Origin of the sequence: Cribrihabitans neustonicus (assembly GCF_048820895.1) — a bacterium.
Classification (GTDB): domain Bacteria; phylum Pseudomonadota; class Alphaproteobacteria; order Rhodobacterales; family Rhodobacteraceae; genus Cribrihabitans_A; species Cribrihabitans_A neustonicus.
Genome location: NZ_JBMERQ010000002.1, coordinates 133,524 through 147,376, shown reverse-complemented (window position 1 = coordinate 147,376; position 13,853 = coordinate 133,524). Strand labels below are relative to the sequence as shown.

Genomic DNA, 13,853 nt, shown 5'->3' with positions numbered 1-13,853 from the left:
CACGTTTGTTAATTAATGGAAAGGTTAAGTTTGTGCTTGCTGGCGTCCAGGGCGGCGCGGCCACCAGGTACACTCCCGTCCGCCGTCAGGCTTTCGGGCAGAAACCCTCCGCCCGCTGGGCCGCCAAGCATCCGCACCTGAGCCGCGGGCGGGCTGCAGTGCGTTTTTTTGGGGGACGGGCAGGAGTGGGGTTTGTCTCCGCCGCTCAGGCCATATCCCAGAGCAGCTTGGCGGCCAGGCTCAGAGATGTCAGAACCAGCAGCGGCTTGATCAGCCGGGCGCCCTTGCGCTGGGCCAGCCGCGCGCCGGCCTGGGCGCCTGCGATCTGCGCCAGCCCCATCAGCAGGCCGGTGATCCACCAGGGTTTTGCCACCAGCGCAAAGGCTGCAAGCGCGCCCGCGTTGGAGGCGAGGTTCAGCAGTTTGGTATGCGCCGTCGCCTTCAGGATGCCATAGCCCGCAAGCGTGACGAATGCGAGCATGTAGAAGCTGCCCGCCCCGGGCCCGAGGAGCCCGTCATAGGCGGCGCAGAATGGAACCATGGTGGCGGCAAACACCGCCGGAGACAGCCTTCGCTGCCGGTCGAGATCTCCCAGCCCCTTCTTGAGTGCGAAGAACACCGCGATGCCGATCAGCAGCACCGGCAGCGCTAGCCGGATCCAGTCCGTCGGGAGCACGGTGATCAGCAGCGCCCCCACGATCGACGCCCCAAAGGCGATCATGGCCGAGCCCGCCTGGCTGCGCAGGTCCACGTGCCCGCCGCGGGCATAGGCCAGCGTCGCCGTCGCGGCGCCGAACAGCCCCTGGATTTTGTTGGTGGCCAGCGCCGTCACCGGTCCCGCACCCGCGATCACCAGCACCGGCAGGGTGATCAGACCGCCGCCGCCCGCAACCGCATCGATGAACCCGGCCACGAACCCCGCCGCCATCAGGAGCAGCAAGGTCTCGAACCCCACTTCCAGCATCATGGTGTGGGTCAGCCCGCGCTCGGGTCCGGCAGCGCGTCGCGGAAGTCTTCGCGGGCGTAGCCCTGGATGTAGAGCAGCGCAGTCAGGTCCCCGTGGTTGATACGGATCTCGCATTCTGCCGCCACAGAGGGCTTGGCGTGCAGCGCCACGCCGGCGCCTGCGCGTTTCAGCATGCCGAGGTCATTGGCCCCGTCGCCGACCGCGATCACCTCCTCCGGGCTGATCCCCAGCCGCGCGGTGATCTGCTCCAGCGCGTCCACCTTGGCCTCGCGGCCCAGAATCGGGCGCGCCACATCGCCGGTGAGCACCCCGTTTTCGGCCAGGAGGCGGTTGGCGCGGTTCTCATCAAAACCCAGTTGTGCCGCCACACGGGCGGTGAAGGCGGTGAATCCGCCCGAAACCAGCGCCGCATGCGCCCCGTGTGCCTTCATCGTCGCCAGAAGCTGAGGCCCGCCCGGCATCAGGGTGATGCGGCTGTCGAGCACCTTGGAGATCACCGCTTCCGGCAGGCCTTTCAGCAGGCCGACGCGTTCGGTCAGGGCGCCTTCGAAGTTCAGTTCGCCGTTCATCGCGCGCGCGGTGATCTCCTTCACGCGCTCGCCCACGCCGGCCTCGTCGGCCAGCTCGTCGATGCACTCCTGTTCGATCATGGTGCTGTCCATGTCGGCAAGCAGCATCTTTTTCCGCCGTCCGGCGCTGGCCTGGATCACAAGGTCGACCCCCGCCGCCTGAAGGTCTTCCCAGACTTGCCACTGGTTGTCCGGACGCTCCGCCAGCGCAAACTCTGCCGCGACCCCGGGATTCAGCCAGCGCAGCCCGCTGCCGCCCCAGGCGTTGTGCAGCGATTCGGCCAGGGCAGGCTCCAGGGAGCGGCTGAGAGGGTTGCCGAGCAGGGTGGCGGTATACATGGTCGGGCTCCGCGTTGTCAGGATTCGCTTTGTCTTAGCGGCGGCTTGGGCGAACGGCCAGCCCCGCTGGTGCCGCAGCGCGGCGCGGGGCCGCCGGCGGGTGGTCGCAGCGGGGCGCAGGTTTCCGAAAGGCGGCAAGCGAGGTCGCAAAAACTCCGCGATGCGCCGTTTTCCCCCAAAAATTCTATTGCCTGCCGCGCTGCAGCACCTTACGCCTGTCCGTGGGACACCCCTCCCCAACGAGGGGCGCTTATCTGGAAGGGTAGCACATATGGCTATTGCACAACCGTCCGCGCGGCCGGCCAATCCGCGTTTTTCCTCCGGCCCCTGCGCCAAACCCCCCACATTCGAACTGTCCAAGCTTGCGGGCGCGCCTCTGGGCCGCAGCCACCGGGCTGCCGCGGGCAAGGAAAAGCTCCTTGCCGCTATCGAAGGCACCCGCGAAGTGCTGGGCATCCCCGCAGACTACAAGATCGGCATCGTGCCTGCTTCCGACACCGGCGCGGTGGAGATGGCGATGTGGAACCTGCTGGGCGAGCGCAAGGCCGAGATGCTGGCCTGGGAAAGCTTCGGCGCGGGCTGGGTCACCGATGTGGTGAAGCAGCTGAAAATCGACGCCGAGGTGAAGACGGCCGAGTATGGCGAAATCGTCGACCTCGCCACCGTGGATCCGAAGAACGACGTGGTCTTCACCTGGAACGGCACCACCTCCGGCGTGCGCGTGCCGAATGGCGACTGGATCGCCGATGACCGCGAGGGGCTGACGATCTGCGATGCCACCTCCGCCGCCTTCGCGCAGGAGCTGCCTTGGGGCAAGCTCGATGTCACTACCTTCTCCTGGCAGAAAGTGCTGGGCGGCGAGGCGGCGCATGGCGTCATCGTGCTCTCCCCCCGTGCCGTGGAACGCCTGGAAAGCTACACCCCGGCCTGGCCGCTGCCGAAGATCTTCCGGCTGACCAAGGGCGGCAAGCTGATCGACGGGATCTTCACCGGCGCGACCATCAACACGCCGTCGATGCTGGCGGTCGAGGATTACCTGTTTGCGCTGGAGTGGGCGCGCTCGGTCGGCGGGCTGGAGGGGCTGATCGCCCGCGCCAATGCCAACGCCGCTGCGATCCACGCTTTCACCGAGGCCAATGATTGGATCGCCAACCTCGCGGAGGACCCGGCGACGCGGTCGAACACCTCGGTCTGCCTGAAGTTCACCGACGCGCGCATCAAGGACGGCGCGGCATTTGCCAAGGCGGTGGCCAAGCGGCTGGAAGCCGAAGGCGTCGCCTATGACATCGGCGCCTACCGCGACGCGCCTGCCGGCCTGCGCATCTGGTGCGGCGGCACAGTGGAGACCGCCGATATCGAGGCCCTTCTGCCCTGGCTCTCCTGGGCCTTCGAGGCCGAGATCGCCGCGCAAGGCTGAGTGATGCCGCCCGGCGGCACCGCCGGGCGCTCCCCTCGTTTCCAATTTCAGGCCGCACTCCGGCCACCGCACACAAAGGACCAGAACCATGGCTCCCAAAGTACTCATCTCCGACAAGCTCTCTGAAGCCGCCGTTCAGATTTTCCGCGACCGCGGCATCGAGGTCGACTTTCAGCCCAACCTGGGCAAAGACAAGGACAAGCTCGCCGAGGTCATCGGCCAGTACGACGGCCTCGCCATCCGCTCCGCCACCAAGGTAACCGAGAAGATCCTCGAGAACGCCACGAACCTGAAGGTGATCGGCCGTGCCGGCATCGGCACCGACAACATCGACAAAGAAGCCGCCTCGAAGCGCGGCGTTATTGTGATGAACACGCCCTTCGGCAACATGATCACTACCGCCGAACATGCGATCGCAATGATGTTCGCCGTTGCCCGCCAGATTCCGGAGGCTTCCGTCTCCACCCATGCGGGCAAATGGGAAAAGTCCAAATTCATGGGCACCGAGCTCACCGGCAAGACCCTGGGCGTGATCGGCGCGGGCAACATCGGCGGCATCGTTTGCGACCGTGCCCGAGGGCTGAAGATGAAGGTCGTGGCCTATGACCCCTATCTGAGCACCGAGAAGGCCGACAAGATGGGTGTCGAGAAGGTCGAGCTGGAGGAACTGCTGGCGCGCGCCGACTTCATCACCCTGCACGTGCCGCTGACCGAGCAGACCCGCAACATCCTCTCCAAAGAAAACCTGGAGAAGACCAAGAAGGGCGTGCGCATCATCAACTGCGCCCGCGGCGGCCTGGTGGACGAGGCCGCGCTCGCCGAGCTGCTGACCTCCGGCCACGTGGCAGGAGCCGCCTTTGACGTCTTCGGCGAGGAGCCCGCCAAGGAGAACCCGCTGTTCGGCCTGCCCAACGTGGTCTGCACCCCGCACCTGGGAGCGGCCACCACCGAGGCGCAGGAAAACGTTGCTCTGCAGGTGGCGGAGCAGATGTCGAACTACTTGCTCACCGGTGCGGTGGAAAATGCGCTCAACATGCCGAGCGTCACCGCAGAGGAAGCCAAGGTCATGGGCCCCTGGATCAAGCTCGCCGATCACTTGGGCAGCTTCGTCGGCCAGATGACCGACGAGCCGCTGAGAGCGATCAACATCCTCTATGACGGGGTCGCCGCCGGCATGAACCTGGAAGCGCTCAACTGCGCGGTGATCGCGGGCATCATGAAGCGGGTGAACCCGGAGGTGAATCTGGTCTCCGCCCCGGTCGTTGCCAAGGAGCGCGGCGTGCAGATCTCCACCACCAACCAGGACAAGTCCGGCGCCTTTGACGGCTACATCAAGGTGACCGCGGTGACATCCAAGCGCGAGCGCTCGGTGGCGGGCACCGTGTTCTCGGACAAGAAGCCCCGCTTCATCCAGATCAAGGGCATCAACATCGAGGCGGATGTGGGCGCGCATATGCTCTACACCACCAACGACGACGTTCCCGGCATCATCGGCACCCTGGGCCACACGCTGGGCGACAGCGGCGTCAATATCGCGAACTTCACCCTCGGGCGTTCCTCGGCGGGCGGCGAGGCGATCGCGCTGCTTTATGTCGACAACCCGGTGCCGGCCGAAGTGCGCGCGAAGCTGGCGGAAACCGGTCTGTTCAACCAGATCAAGCCGCTGGAATTTGACGTCGCCTGAGGCTCCCGCGGCCTTAGACCACACCGGAAACACCCCCGCCTTCAGCGGGGGTGTTTTTTTTGCCCGCTCAGCCCCGCAGCGCCGCGGTCCCCGCCGCCCGCCGGCCCCGCCAGACCACGGCGGCAAACAGCAGCATGGACACCAGCGCCACCATCGACCCCGCCTGGGCCAGCGCCTCGGTGCGCTCCAGGATTGCAAGCGGGATGCCGGGCACCAGCAGCAGCAGGGAAAGCACCGCGCAGCCCAGGTGGAGCCGCGGCAGCAGCCCGGCCTCGGCTTCGGGCACGAGGTGGTAGTAGAAGGCGAAGATCGCGCAGCTTACCCACCCCAAAAGGTTCAGATGCCCATGGCCCGGCGCCAGCAGGTGGTCCTTGCTGGCGGCCATCTGGATGCCCCAGACCATGCCGGCCAGCGCCGACAGAATGGCTATACTCATGAAAATCCGGCTGAGACCCGTCATCACTGTTTCTCCCTGCTAACTGCAACTGCGGCCCGGCCACCCCCGGCACCCGGCCGGCCGCGGCGCCAGAATACACGCCCTGGAGCGAAATTTACCGTAAAACCGCTGCCCCAGGCGGCGCCCGTCGGCCGTCCGGGAACGGATGATTCCCGCGCCGCTCTTTTCCCCGCCGCCCGCGTCAGGCACAAAAGAGGCAAGCAACGCCGGAGCCAGCGCATGACCGCCCCCCTCTATGCCATCGGAGACATCCACGGCCAGCGCGCCATGCTCGAGGCGGCGCTGGCCCTGATCGAGGCCGGGCGGCGCGGGTGGTGTTCCTTGGCGACTACATCGACCGCGGGCCCGACAGCCGCGGCGTAATCGAACTGCTGCTGCAAGGGCAGGCCGCGGGGCGCAACTGGGTCTGCCTCAAGGGCAATCACGACCGCATGTTCGAATGGTTCCTGGAAAACGTGCCCCGTCACGATCCGCACTTGCTGATTGGCCACCACTGGCTGCACGAGCGCATTGGCGGGGACAGGACGCTGGCGAGCTACGGTGTCACCTTCGATTCCCGCAGCCGCCTCTCCGAGGTGCATGCCAAGGCCTTGGACTTAGTGCCACCCGCCCATGCCGCCTTCCTGCGCGGCTTGCCAGCCCTCTGGGAGGCGCCGGGCATCGCCTTCGTGCACGCGGGCATCCGCCCAGGCATCCCCCTGCGCAGCCAGAGCGAAACCGACCTCCTTTGGATTCGGCAGGAGTTCCTTGGCCACGCGGAGCCGCATCCCAAACTGATCGTGCACGGACATACGGCGCTGCAGGAGCCGCGCCACTATGGCAACCGGGTGAATCTCGACAGCGGTGCGGGCTACGGCCGCCCGCCCACCGCAGCCGTTTTCGAGGACGGCAGGGTCTGGCGGCTCACCAGGGCGGGCCGGGAACCGGTCACCCCCTGAGACGCTGCCCGCCCGCTTCCTCTTGCCGAAAATATCCTGGGGGTGAGCGCCGACGGCGCGAGGGGGCAACGCCCCCTCCCTCTTTGGCCTGAGAAACCCGACGGGCAGGGCGGTCAGGTCCAGTCCAGCACCACCTTGCCGCTGCCGCCGGACTTCATCGCCGCAAATCCTTCGGCAAAATCGTCGACCGCGAACCGGTGGGTGATCACCCGGCTCACGTCGAGCCCGTTCTGCAGCATCGCGATCATCTTGTACCAGGTCTCGAACATCTCCCGGCCATAGACGCCCTTGATGGTGATCGCCTTGAAGACGATGCGGCTCCAGTCCACCGGCGACTTGCCGGGCGGGATGCCCAGGAGCGCGATGCGCCCGCCCATTACCAGGGCTTCCACCATCTGGTCGAGTGCCGCCTGGCTGCCCGACATCTCCAGCCCCACGTCAAAGCCCTGCTTCATGCCGAGCTCATGGATCACGTCCTGCAAATCCTCTTCTGCAGCATTCACCGGCCGCACCGAGGGCACCACTTCCGCCGCCAGCTTCAGCCGCGCGGGGTTGATGTCGGTGATCACCACGTGCCGCGCGCTCGCATGGCGCGCCACCGCGGCGGCCATGATTCCGATCGGCCCGGCACCGGTCACAAGCACGTCCTCGCCCAGCAGATCGAAGCTCAGCGCGGTGTGCACCGCATTGCCCAGCGGGTCGAGAATGGCGCCGATCTCGTCCGGAATGTCATCCGGCAGCGGCACCACGTTGAAAGCGGGCAGGCGCAGGTATTCGGCAAAGGCGCCCTGCTCGTTCACCCCTATGCCGCGGGTGCCGGGGTCGAGGTGGAACTTGCCCGCCCGCGACTGGCGCGAGTCGGTCTGGATCAGGTGGCCTTCGCCGGAACAGCGCTGCCCGACCTTGAGGCCGGTGACGTCGCGGCCGATTTCGACGATCTCGCCCGCGAACTCGTGGCCGGTGATCATCGGAACCGGGACGGTATGGGCAGCCCATTCGTCCCAGTTCCAGATGTGGATGTCGGTGCCGCAGATGCCGGTCTTCCTCACCTTGATCAGCACATCGTCCGGGCCAATCTCCGGCACCGGCGCGCGAACCATCCACAGCCCCTCGCGGGGGTGCGATTTCTCCAGCGCCTTCATCGTGTTGGGCAGGCTCATGCGATCACCCCCAGTTCCTTGCCGACCTTGCCGAACGCCGCAAGCGCCCGGTCCAGTTCGTCCCGCGTGAGCGCGGCGTTCATCTGCGTTCGGATGCGGGCCTGGCCGCGCGGCACGACGGGGAAGAAGAAGCCCGAAACATAGACGCCCTCGTCAAACAGCCTGGCAGCCATGTCCTGCGCGAGCTGCGCCTCGCCCAGCATCACCGGCACAATCGGATGCTCACCGGGCAAAAGATCAAAGCCCAGCTTCTCCAGCCCATCGCGCCAATACTTCGCATTCTTGAACAGCTGCGCGCGCAAACTGTCCCCTTCTTCCACCAGCCGGATCGCCTCCAGCCCGGCAGCAACAATCGATGGCGGCAGCGAATTGGAGAACAAGTAGGGCCGCGCCCGCTGCCGCAGCAGGTCGATCACTGGCTGCGGCCCGGCGATGTAACCGCCGATGGCCCCCCCAAGTGCTTTGCCCAAGGTCCCTGTGAGAATGTCTACCTCCACACCGAAATGCTCCGGAGTGCCGGCACCAGTCTGCCCCATGAAACCGGTGGCGTGGCAGTCGTCCACCATCACCACCGCATCATACTTGTCCGCAAGCGCCCGGATCGCCGGCAGCTTGGCCAGGTAGCCGTCCATCGAGAACACGCCATCGGTCGCGATCATGATATGGCGCGCGCCGTCCTCGCGGGCCTGTTTCAGCCAGGCCTCCAGGTCGTTCATGTCGCTGTTGAGGTAGCGGTAGCGCCTCGCCTTGCACAGCCGCACCCCGTCGATGATCGAGGCGTGGTTGAGGCTGTCGGAGATGATCGCATCCTCCGGGCCCAGAAGCGGCTCGAACAGCCCGCCGTTGGCGTCGAAACAGGCGGCAAACAGGATCGCGTCGTCTTTGCCGAGAAACTTCGCCAGCCGTTGCTCCAACTCGCGGTGAATGTCCTGCGTGCCGCAGATGAAGCGGACCGAGGCCATGCCGAAGCCCTTGGGCTCCATCGCGTCCTTCGCCGCCTTGATCAGGGCGGGGTGGTCGGCGAGACCAAGATAGTTATTGGCGCAGAGGTTGATCACCTGTCGGCCGCCAACCGTGATCTCGCCCCCCTGCGGGGAGGTGATCATTCGTTCGCGCTTGTAGAGACCTTCGGCCTCGATCTGGGCCAGCGTGTTGGAGATATCGGTCAGAAAAGCGTCGGACATGAGCAAACTCCCTCTTCGTGTCGAGTCGGACCTCTAGCATAGCGGACAAATATCCGGAATACAGGATTTCGCTATCCCGGAAAAAAATCCGTGAAACTGGACGCTCCGCCGTTCGCCTCCGGGCGCGTTTGGACTTCCGCGCCGCCGGGCTATCTCGCGGATCAAGCAGCGGGAGGGTGCGCGCATGGCGAGGGTAACAGGAATCGGCGGCGTTTTCATCAAGGCGCGCGGGGATGCCACGGCGCTGGCGGAATGGTACCGCGATCACCTTGGGCTCGAGCTCTCGGATTTCGGCGGCGCGGTGCTGAACTGGCGGGACGACACGGCCGGGGACGGGGGCCTCACGGTCTGGGCCACGGCGGAGGCAGACGGCGACTGGTTTGCGCCGAGCACGGCGTCCTTCATGGTGAACTACCGGGTAGATGACATGGACGGCATGATCACGCGGCTTGGGGATGCGGGCATCCCGATCCTGAAGGGCCCGGAGACCTTCGAGAACGGCTGCTTCGCCTGGATCATGGATCCGGAGGGCAACAAGGTGGAACTGTGGGAGCCAAAGCTCTGGGAGGAAAAGGGCAAGGGCTGAGCCCTCGAAACGCTATGTCCGGCGGCACCGCCGGGCGCCCAAGGCCGTTGCAACGGCCTTGCAAGGCGCTGTGAAGCGCCTGGGCGTGCCGTCTCAGGCGTTCTTCACGATCAGAAAGACCCGCGCGGCGCTATCCGGCGCGGTGATCGAATGCGCTACATCGGCGGCGTAGCGCGCGGTATCGCCCGCCTGCAGCCGGTCCTGCGCGGTGCCGGACGTGACCGCTATCTCGCCCTCCAGCACCGTCAGCTGCTCCAGCGCGCCGCGGGTGTGAGGCTGGCTGACCAGCGCCCCGCCCGGCTCGAAGCGGATGTCATAGACCTCGTGCCCCCCGGCCTCCTCGGGCGGGGAGAGGATGCGGATGCGGCAGCCCTGGCCCATATTGTCGATCTTCGGCACCTCGGCGGCGCGCAGCACCTCGATACGGTCCCGGGCGTCGCCTGCCTCCAGGAGGCCGGCAAAATCCACCTGCAGTGCGCGGGTGAGGTTCCATAGCGTCGCGATGGTGGGCGAGCTCTCGCCGCGCTCGATCTGGCTCACCATCGAGCGGCTGACACCGGAGAGGTTGGCCACCGCCTCCAGGCTCAAGCCTTGCGCGCGGCGGGCCTCTTTCAGCCGGGCGGGCAGCAGGGTCAGGATATCGTCTCTGGTCTCCGTCATGACGGAATCTCTGCGCCCGCGGAGCAGATTTGTCAAATGATCCGGAGTTTGGCCTGCGGAAGACCGGTGACGGCACGTAGCGGCAGACAGGCTTTTTCTGCGGGTGCATACTGCCGCCAAATCTGACGAGGAGAGACAAATGAGCGATATCGTGATCCTGGACGGCGCCCGCACCGCGATCGGCACCTTCGGCGGCGCGCTGGCAAATACCGCGCCCATCGACCTGGCCACCACCGTGTCGAAAGCGGCGCTGGAGCGCTCCGGCGTGGCGCCGGAGCAGATCGGCCACGTGGTCTTTGGCCACATCATCAACACCGAGCCGCGCGACATGTACCTGAGCCGCGCCGCGGCGATGCAGGCGGGCATCCCCGAGACCGTGCCGGCAATGAACGTGAACCGCCTCTGCGGTTCGGGCGTGCAGGCCATCGTCTCCTCCATGCAGTCGCTGGCGATGGGCGATGCGGAGTTCGCGCTGGCCGGCGGCGCCGAGAACATGTCGCGCAGCCCCTACATCATCCAGCAGAGCCGCTGGGGCGCGAAGATGGGCGACGTGAAGTCGCTCGATATGATGCTGGGCGCGCTGAACTGCCCCTTCGGCACCGGCCACATGGGGGTGACGGCGGAGAATGTTGCCGATGAGCACGGGATCACCCGCGAGCAGATGGACGAATTTGCCATGGCCAGCCAGACCCGCGCTGCCGCGGCGATTGAGGCCGGTCATTTCCAGAGCCAGATCACCCCGGTCGAGGTGAAGGTGAAACGCGACCTGGTGCCCTTCGAGGTGGACGAGCATCCGAAGGCGAGCACCCTGGAGGCGCTGGCGGGGCTCAAGGCGGTGTTCAAGAAGGACGGCCGGGTAACTGCGGGCAACGCCAGCGGCATCAACGACGGCGCGGCGGCGATGGTGCTGGCGACGGCGGACGCGGCGGAGCGCGCGGGGCTGAAGCCCAAGGCCCGCATCCTCGGCTACGCCCATGCCGGCGTGCGCCCCGAGGTGATGGGCATCGGCCCGGTGCCCGCGGTGCGGAAACTGCTGGAGCGCACCGGACTTTCAGCGGGCGATTTCGACGTGATCGAATCGAATGAGGCCTTCGCCTCCCAGGCGCTGGCGGTGAACAAGGAGCTGGGGCTTGATCCGGCCAAGGTGAACCCGAACGGCGGCGCCATCGCGCTGGGCCACCCGGTGGGCGCCACAGGCGCGATCATCACCCTGAAGGCGCTCTACGAGCTGGAGCGCATCGGCGGCTCGAAAGCGCTGGTCACCATGTGCATCGGCGGCGGCCAGGGCATCGCGCTGGCGATCGAGCGGTTGTAAAGCCTGGCAATGTTGGGGTGAGGGGGCCTTGCCCCCTCGCGCCTTTGGCGCTCACCCCCAGGATATTTGGGGCAAGAGGAAGAATGGGCCGGGCTGCGGGAACGCGGGCCGGCTTTTTAGTTGGAAAGCAGGGGAGGGGGCGCTGCCCCCTCGGCCTTTAGCCTTACCCCCGGGATATTTGGGGCCAGAAGAAGAGGCTGGCGCGCTAGAGCAGCAGGGTGAGCACGGCGGTGAGGCCCGCGCCGCCAAGCGCGCCAAGCACCACGGGCAGGGCCCAGCTTTCGGGCGCGAGACGGTTGCGGCGGCCTTCCTGGGCCTGGGCGATAAGCGCCTGCTCCACCAGCGCGGGCAGGCGCGGGCCGAAACGGGCCATCACCTTGGCGGTATCCACCAAGTCGTTGACCACGGCGCGCGGGCCGATGGATTTCTTGATGTAGTCCTCCACCACCGGGCGGGCGGTTTCCCAGATGTTGATATGCGGATCGAGCGAGCGGGCGACGCCTTCAACCACCACCATGGTGCGCTGAAGAAGGATCAGCTCGGTGCGGGTTTCCATGCCGAAGCGCTCGGTCACTTCGAAGAGGTAGTTGAGCAGCCGCCCCATGGAGATATGCGAGGCGTCCATGCCGAAGATCGGCTCGCCCACGGCGCGCAGGGCGCGCGCGAAGGCATCGACGTCGCGGTCGGCGGGGACGTAGCCCGCCTCGAAATGCACCTCGGCCACGCGCTTGTAGTCGCGCTTGATGAACCCGTAAAGGATCTCGGCATAGACCCGGCGGGTGTATTCGTCGATATGGCCCATGATGCCGAAATCATAGGCGATGAGGTCGCCGTTGGCGGCGACCTTCAGGTTGCCCTGGTGCATGTCGGCATGGAAAAAGCCGTCGCGCAGGGCGTGGCGCAGGAACAGGGAAAGCACCCGCTGGGCAAGCTTGCGGCGGTCGTGGCCGGCCGCGTCCAGCGCGTCGTTGTCGCCAAGCGGCAGCCCGTCGGCCCAGCCCATCGTCATCACCCGGCGGGCGGAATAGTTCCACAGGATCTCAGGCAGAACGAAGCCTTCGTCCTGTTCCGTATTTGCGGCGAACTCGGAGGCTGCGGCGCTTTCCAGCCGCAGGTCAAGCTCGCCCTGCACCACGCCGTCGAAATGCTCGATCACGTCAACCGGCTTCAGGCGGCGGGCCGCCGGTGCGAAGAGGTCGATGACGCGGGCGGCGAAGTAGAAGGCATCGACGTCGCGGTTGAAGGCGCGCTCGATCCCCGGGCGCAGCACCTTGACCGCGACTTCCTGGCCGGTCTCCACAACCCGGGCGCGGTGCACCTGAGCGATGGAGGCAGCGGCGATCGGGTCGCTGAACTCGGCGAAGATTTCGGACACCGGCCTGCCCAGCTCCTTCTCGACCTCGGCCAGCGCCTCTGCACGGGAGAAGGGCGGCAGCTTGTCCTGCAGCACCCGGAGCTGATTGGCGAGGTCCTTGCCGACCACGTCGGGCCGGGTCGAGAGCACCTGGCCGAACTTGATGTAGGCGGGCCCCAGCGCGTTCAGGGCACGGGTTTCCGGCGGCATCGAAGGGTCGCCCTTGTAGCCGAGCCATTTGAACGGCCAGCCCAAAAGCCGGGCCAGCACCCGCACAGGCTTGGGCGCATTGAAGGCCTCCAGCACCGAATGCATCGCGCCAGTGCGCTCGAAGGTGGCGCCGGTGCGGATCAGGCGGAGGATGTTGTGGGGGCCGCGCATGAATCAGATCTTCCAGCCGGAGTGCAGGGCGGCGATGCCCATCGACAGGTTGCGGTACTTGGCGTTTTCGAACCCGGCCTGTTTGACCATGCCCAGGAAGGTCTCCTGGTCGGGGAAGTTGCGGATCGACTCCACCAGATACTGGTAGCTGTCGTAGTCGCCCGCGATCAGCTGGCCCATGCGCGGGATCACGTTGAAGGAATAGAGGTCATAAAGCTTCTGCAGGCCGTCGTTGGGCAGCTGCGAGAACTCCAGCACCATCAGCCGCCCGCCGGGCTTCAGCACGCGGTAGGCCTCGTTCAGGGCCTCCTGCGGACGGGTTACGTTCCGTATGCCGAAGGAGATCGTGTAGACGTCGAAGGTGTTGTCCTTGAACGGCAGCGCCATTGCATCGCCGGTCACCCAGTCGAGGCTGTCTGCCATCTGCGCAGCCTCGGCGCGCTTGCGGCCTTCCTCCAGCATCGGGCGGGTAAGGTCCAGCACGGTGGCATGGCCGTGGCCAGCACGGCGCAGGAAGCGGAAAGAGATGTCGCCGGTGCCGCCCGCTACATCCAGCAGCCGCTGGCCGGGCCGCGGCGCCAGCCAGTCCATCATCGCGTCTTTCCAGACCCGGTGGATGCCGGCGCTCATCACGTCGTTCATGATATCGTATTTCGAGGCCACCGAGTTGAAGACCCCCTGCACGCGGCCGGCCTTCTCGCCCTCCGGCACGGTTTCGAAGCCGAAGTGGGTGGTTTTGTCTGATCTATCGCTCATGCGGCTTGCCGTTTCCCAAGGTTGGCCCCAGTTATAGGGCGCTGAGGCCGGGGCACAATGCTGCCCCTGCGGTCCCAGCGGTCCGA

The 13,853-nt window shown here is 66.3% G+C and carries 13 protein-coding genes; 5 read left to right on the top strand and 8 right to left on the bottom strand.

Going from position 1 to position 13,853, the window contains the following annotated elements; all coding sequences use genetic code 11:
• Positions 1-205 precede the first annotated feature (205 nt).
• Positions 206-964: a TSUP family transporter gene (locus ACOHWE_RS05825; protein ID WP_420665901.1), complete on the bottom strand. Its 759-nt coding sequence runs from the start codon at positions 962-964 to the stop codon at positions 206-208.
• Between the two features lie 11 nt (positions 965-975).
• Positions 976-1,875 carry a phosphoserine phosphatase SerB gene (gene serB / locus ACOHWE_RS05820; RefSeq protein WP_420664884.1) on the bottom strand — a complete coding sequence of 300 codons (900 nt, stop codon included), beginning with the start codon at positions 1,873-1,875 and terminating at the stop codon, positions 976-978.
• A gap of 271 nt (positions 1,876-2,146) precedes the next feature.
• On the opposite strand from serB, the gene ACOHWE_RS05815 reads away from it, so the two are divergent.
• Both ACOHWE_RS05815 and serA read left to right on the top strand, forming a co-directional pair.
• On the top strand, positions 2,147-3,292 hold the full coding sequence (locus ACOHWE_RS05815; protein WP_420664883.1) for a phosphoserine transaminase: 1,146 nt from the start codon (positions 2,147-2,149) through the stop codon (positions 3,290-3,292).
• A gap of 88 nt (positions 3,293-3,380) precedes the next feature.
• Positions 3,381-4,976 (top strand): phosphoglycerate dehydrogenase, encoded by a 1,596-nt coding sequence (serA, locus tag ACOHWE_RS05810; protein ID WP_420664882.1) that lies wholly within the window; start codon positions 3,381-3,383, stop codon positions 4,974-4,976.
• A 67-nt stretch (positions 4,977-5,043) separates the two neighbouring features.
• On the opposite strand, the gene ACOHWE_RS05805 is transcribed toward serA, so the two are convergent.
• Positions 5,044-5,436, bottom strand: coding sequence for a hypothetical protein (locus ACOHWE_RS05805; protein WP_420664880.1), 393 nt, complete (start codon positions 5,434-5,436; stop codon positions 5,044-5,046).
• Positions 5,437-5,747: 311 nt separating this feature from the next.
• Between ACOHWE_RS05805 and ACOHWE_RS05800 the strand changes: the two genes are divergently transcribed.
• Positions 5,748-6,371 (top strand): metallophosphoesterase, encoded by a 624-nt coding sequence (locus ACOHWE_RS05800; protein WP_420664878.1) that lies wholly within the window; start codon positions 5,748-5,750, stop codon positions 6,369-6,371.
• A 113-nt stretch (positions 6,372-6,484) separates the two neighbouring features.
• Here ACOHWE_RS05800 and tdh read toward each other — a convergent pair whose 3' ends face one another.
• Both tdh and ACOHWE_RS05790 read right to left on the bottom strand, forming a co-directional pair.
• The gene (gene tdh / locus ACOHWE_RS05795; protein ID WP_420665900.1) at positions 6,485-7,513 is read right to left on the bottom strand and encodes an L-threonine 3-dehydrogenase; all 1,029 of its coding nucleotides are present in this window, start codon (positions 7,511-7,513) and stop codon (positions 6,485-6,487) included.
• 14 nt (positions 7,514-7,527) lie between these two features.
• Positions 7,528-8,715 (bottom strand): glycine C-acetyltransferase, encoded by a 1,188-nt coding sequence (locus ACOHWE_RS05790; protein ID WP_420664876.1) that lies wholly within the window; start codon positions 8,713-8,715, stop codon positions 7,528-7,530.
• Positions 8,716-8,899: 184 nt separating this feature from the next.
• Here ACOHWE_RS05790 and ACOHWE_RS05785 point away from each other — a divergent pair, with 184 nt between their 5' ends.
• The gene (locus ACOHWE_RS05785; RefSeq protein ID WP_420664874.1) at positions 8,900-9,301 is read left to right on the top strand and encodes a VOC family protein; all 402 of its coding nucleotides are present in this window, start codon (positions 8,900-8,902) and stop codon (positions 9,299-9,301) included.
• Between the two features lie 93 nt (positions 9,302-9,394).
• On the opposite strand, the gene ACOHWE_RS05780 is transcribed toward ACOHWE_RS05785, so the two are convergent.
• Positions 9,395-9,961, bottom strand: a complete 567-nt coding sequence (locus ACOHWE_RS05780; RefSeq protein ID WP_420664873.1) for a helix-turn-helix domain-containing protein — start codon at positions 9,959-9,961, stop codon at positions 9,395-9,397.
• 139 nt (positions 9,962-10,100) lie between these two features.
• Between ACOHWE_RS05780 and ACOHWE_RS05775 the strand changes: the two genes are divergently transcribed.
• Positions 10,101-11,276, top strand: a complete 1,176-nt coding sequence (locus ACOHWE_RS05775; RefSeq protein WP_420664871.1) for an acetyl-CoA C-acyltransferase family protein — start codon at positions 10,101-10,103, stop codon at positions 11,274-11,276.
• A gap of 205 nt (positions 11,277-11,481) precedes the next feature.
• Here the strand turns inward: ACOHWE_RS05775 and ubiB are convergent, their stop codons facing one another.
• On the bottom strand, positions 11,482-13,011 hold the full coding sequence (gene ubiB, locus ACOHWE_RS05770) for a 2-polyprenylphenol 6-hydroxylase (RefSeq protein WP_420664869.1): 1,530 nt from the start codon (positions 13,009-13,011) through the stop codon (positions 11,482-11,484).
• 3 nt (positions 13,012-13,014) lie between these two features.
• Complete coding sequence (gene ubiE / locus ACOHWE_RS05765; RefSeq protein ID WP_420664868.1) at positions 13,015-13,767, bottom strand: bifunctional demethylmenaquinone methyltransferase/2-methoxy-6-polyprenyl-1,4-benzoquinol methylase UbiE; 753 nt, start codon at positions 13,765-13,767, stop codon at positions 13,015-13,017.
• Positions 13,768-13,853 lie beyond the last annotated feature (86 nt).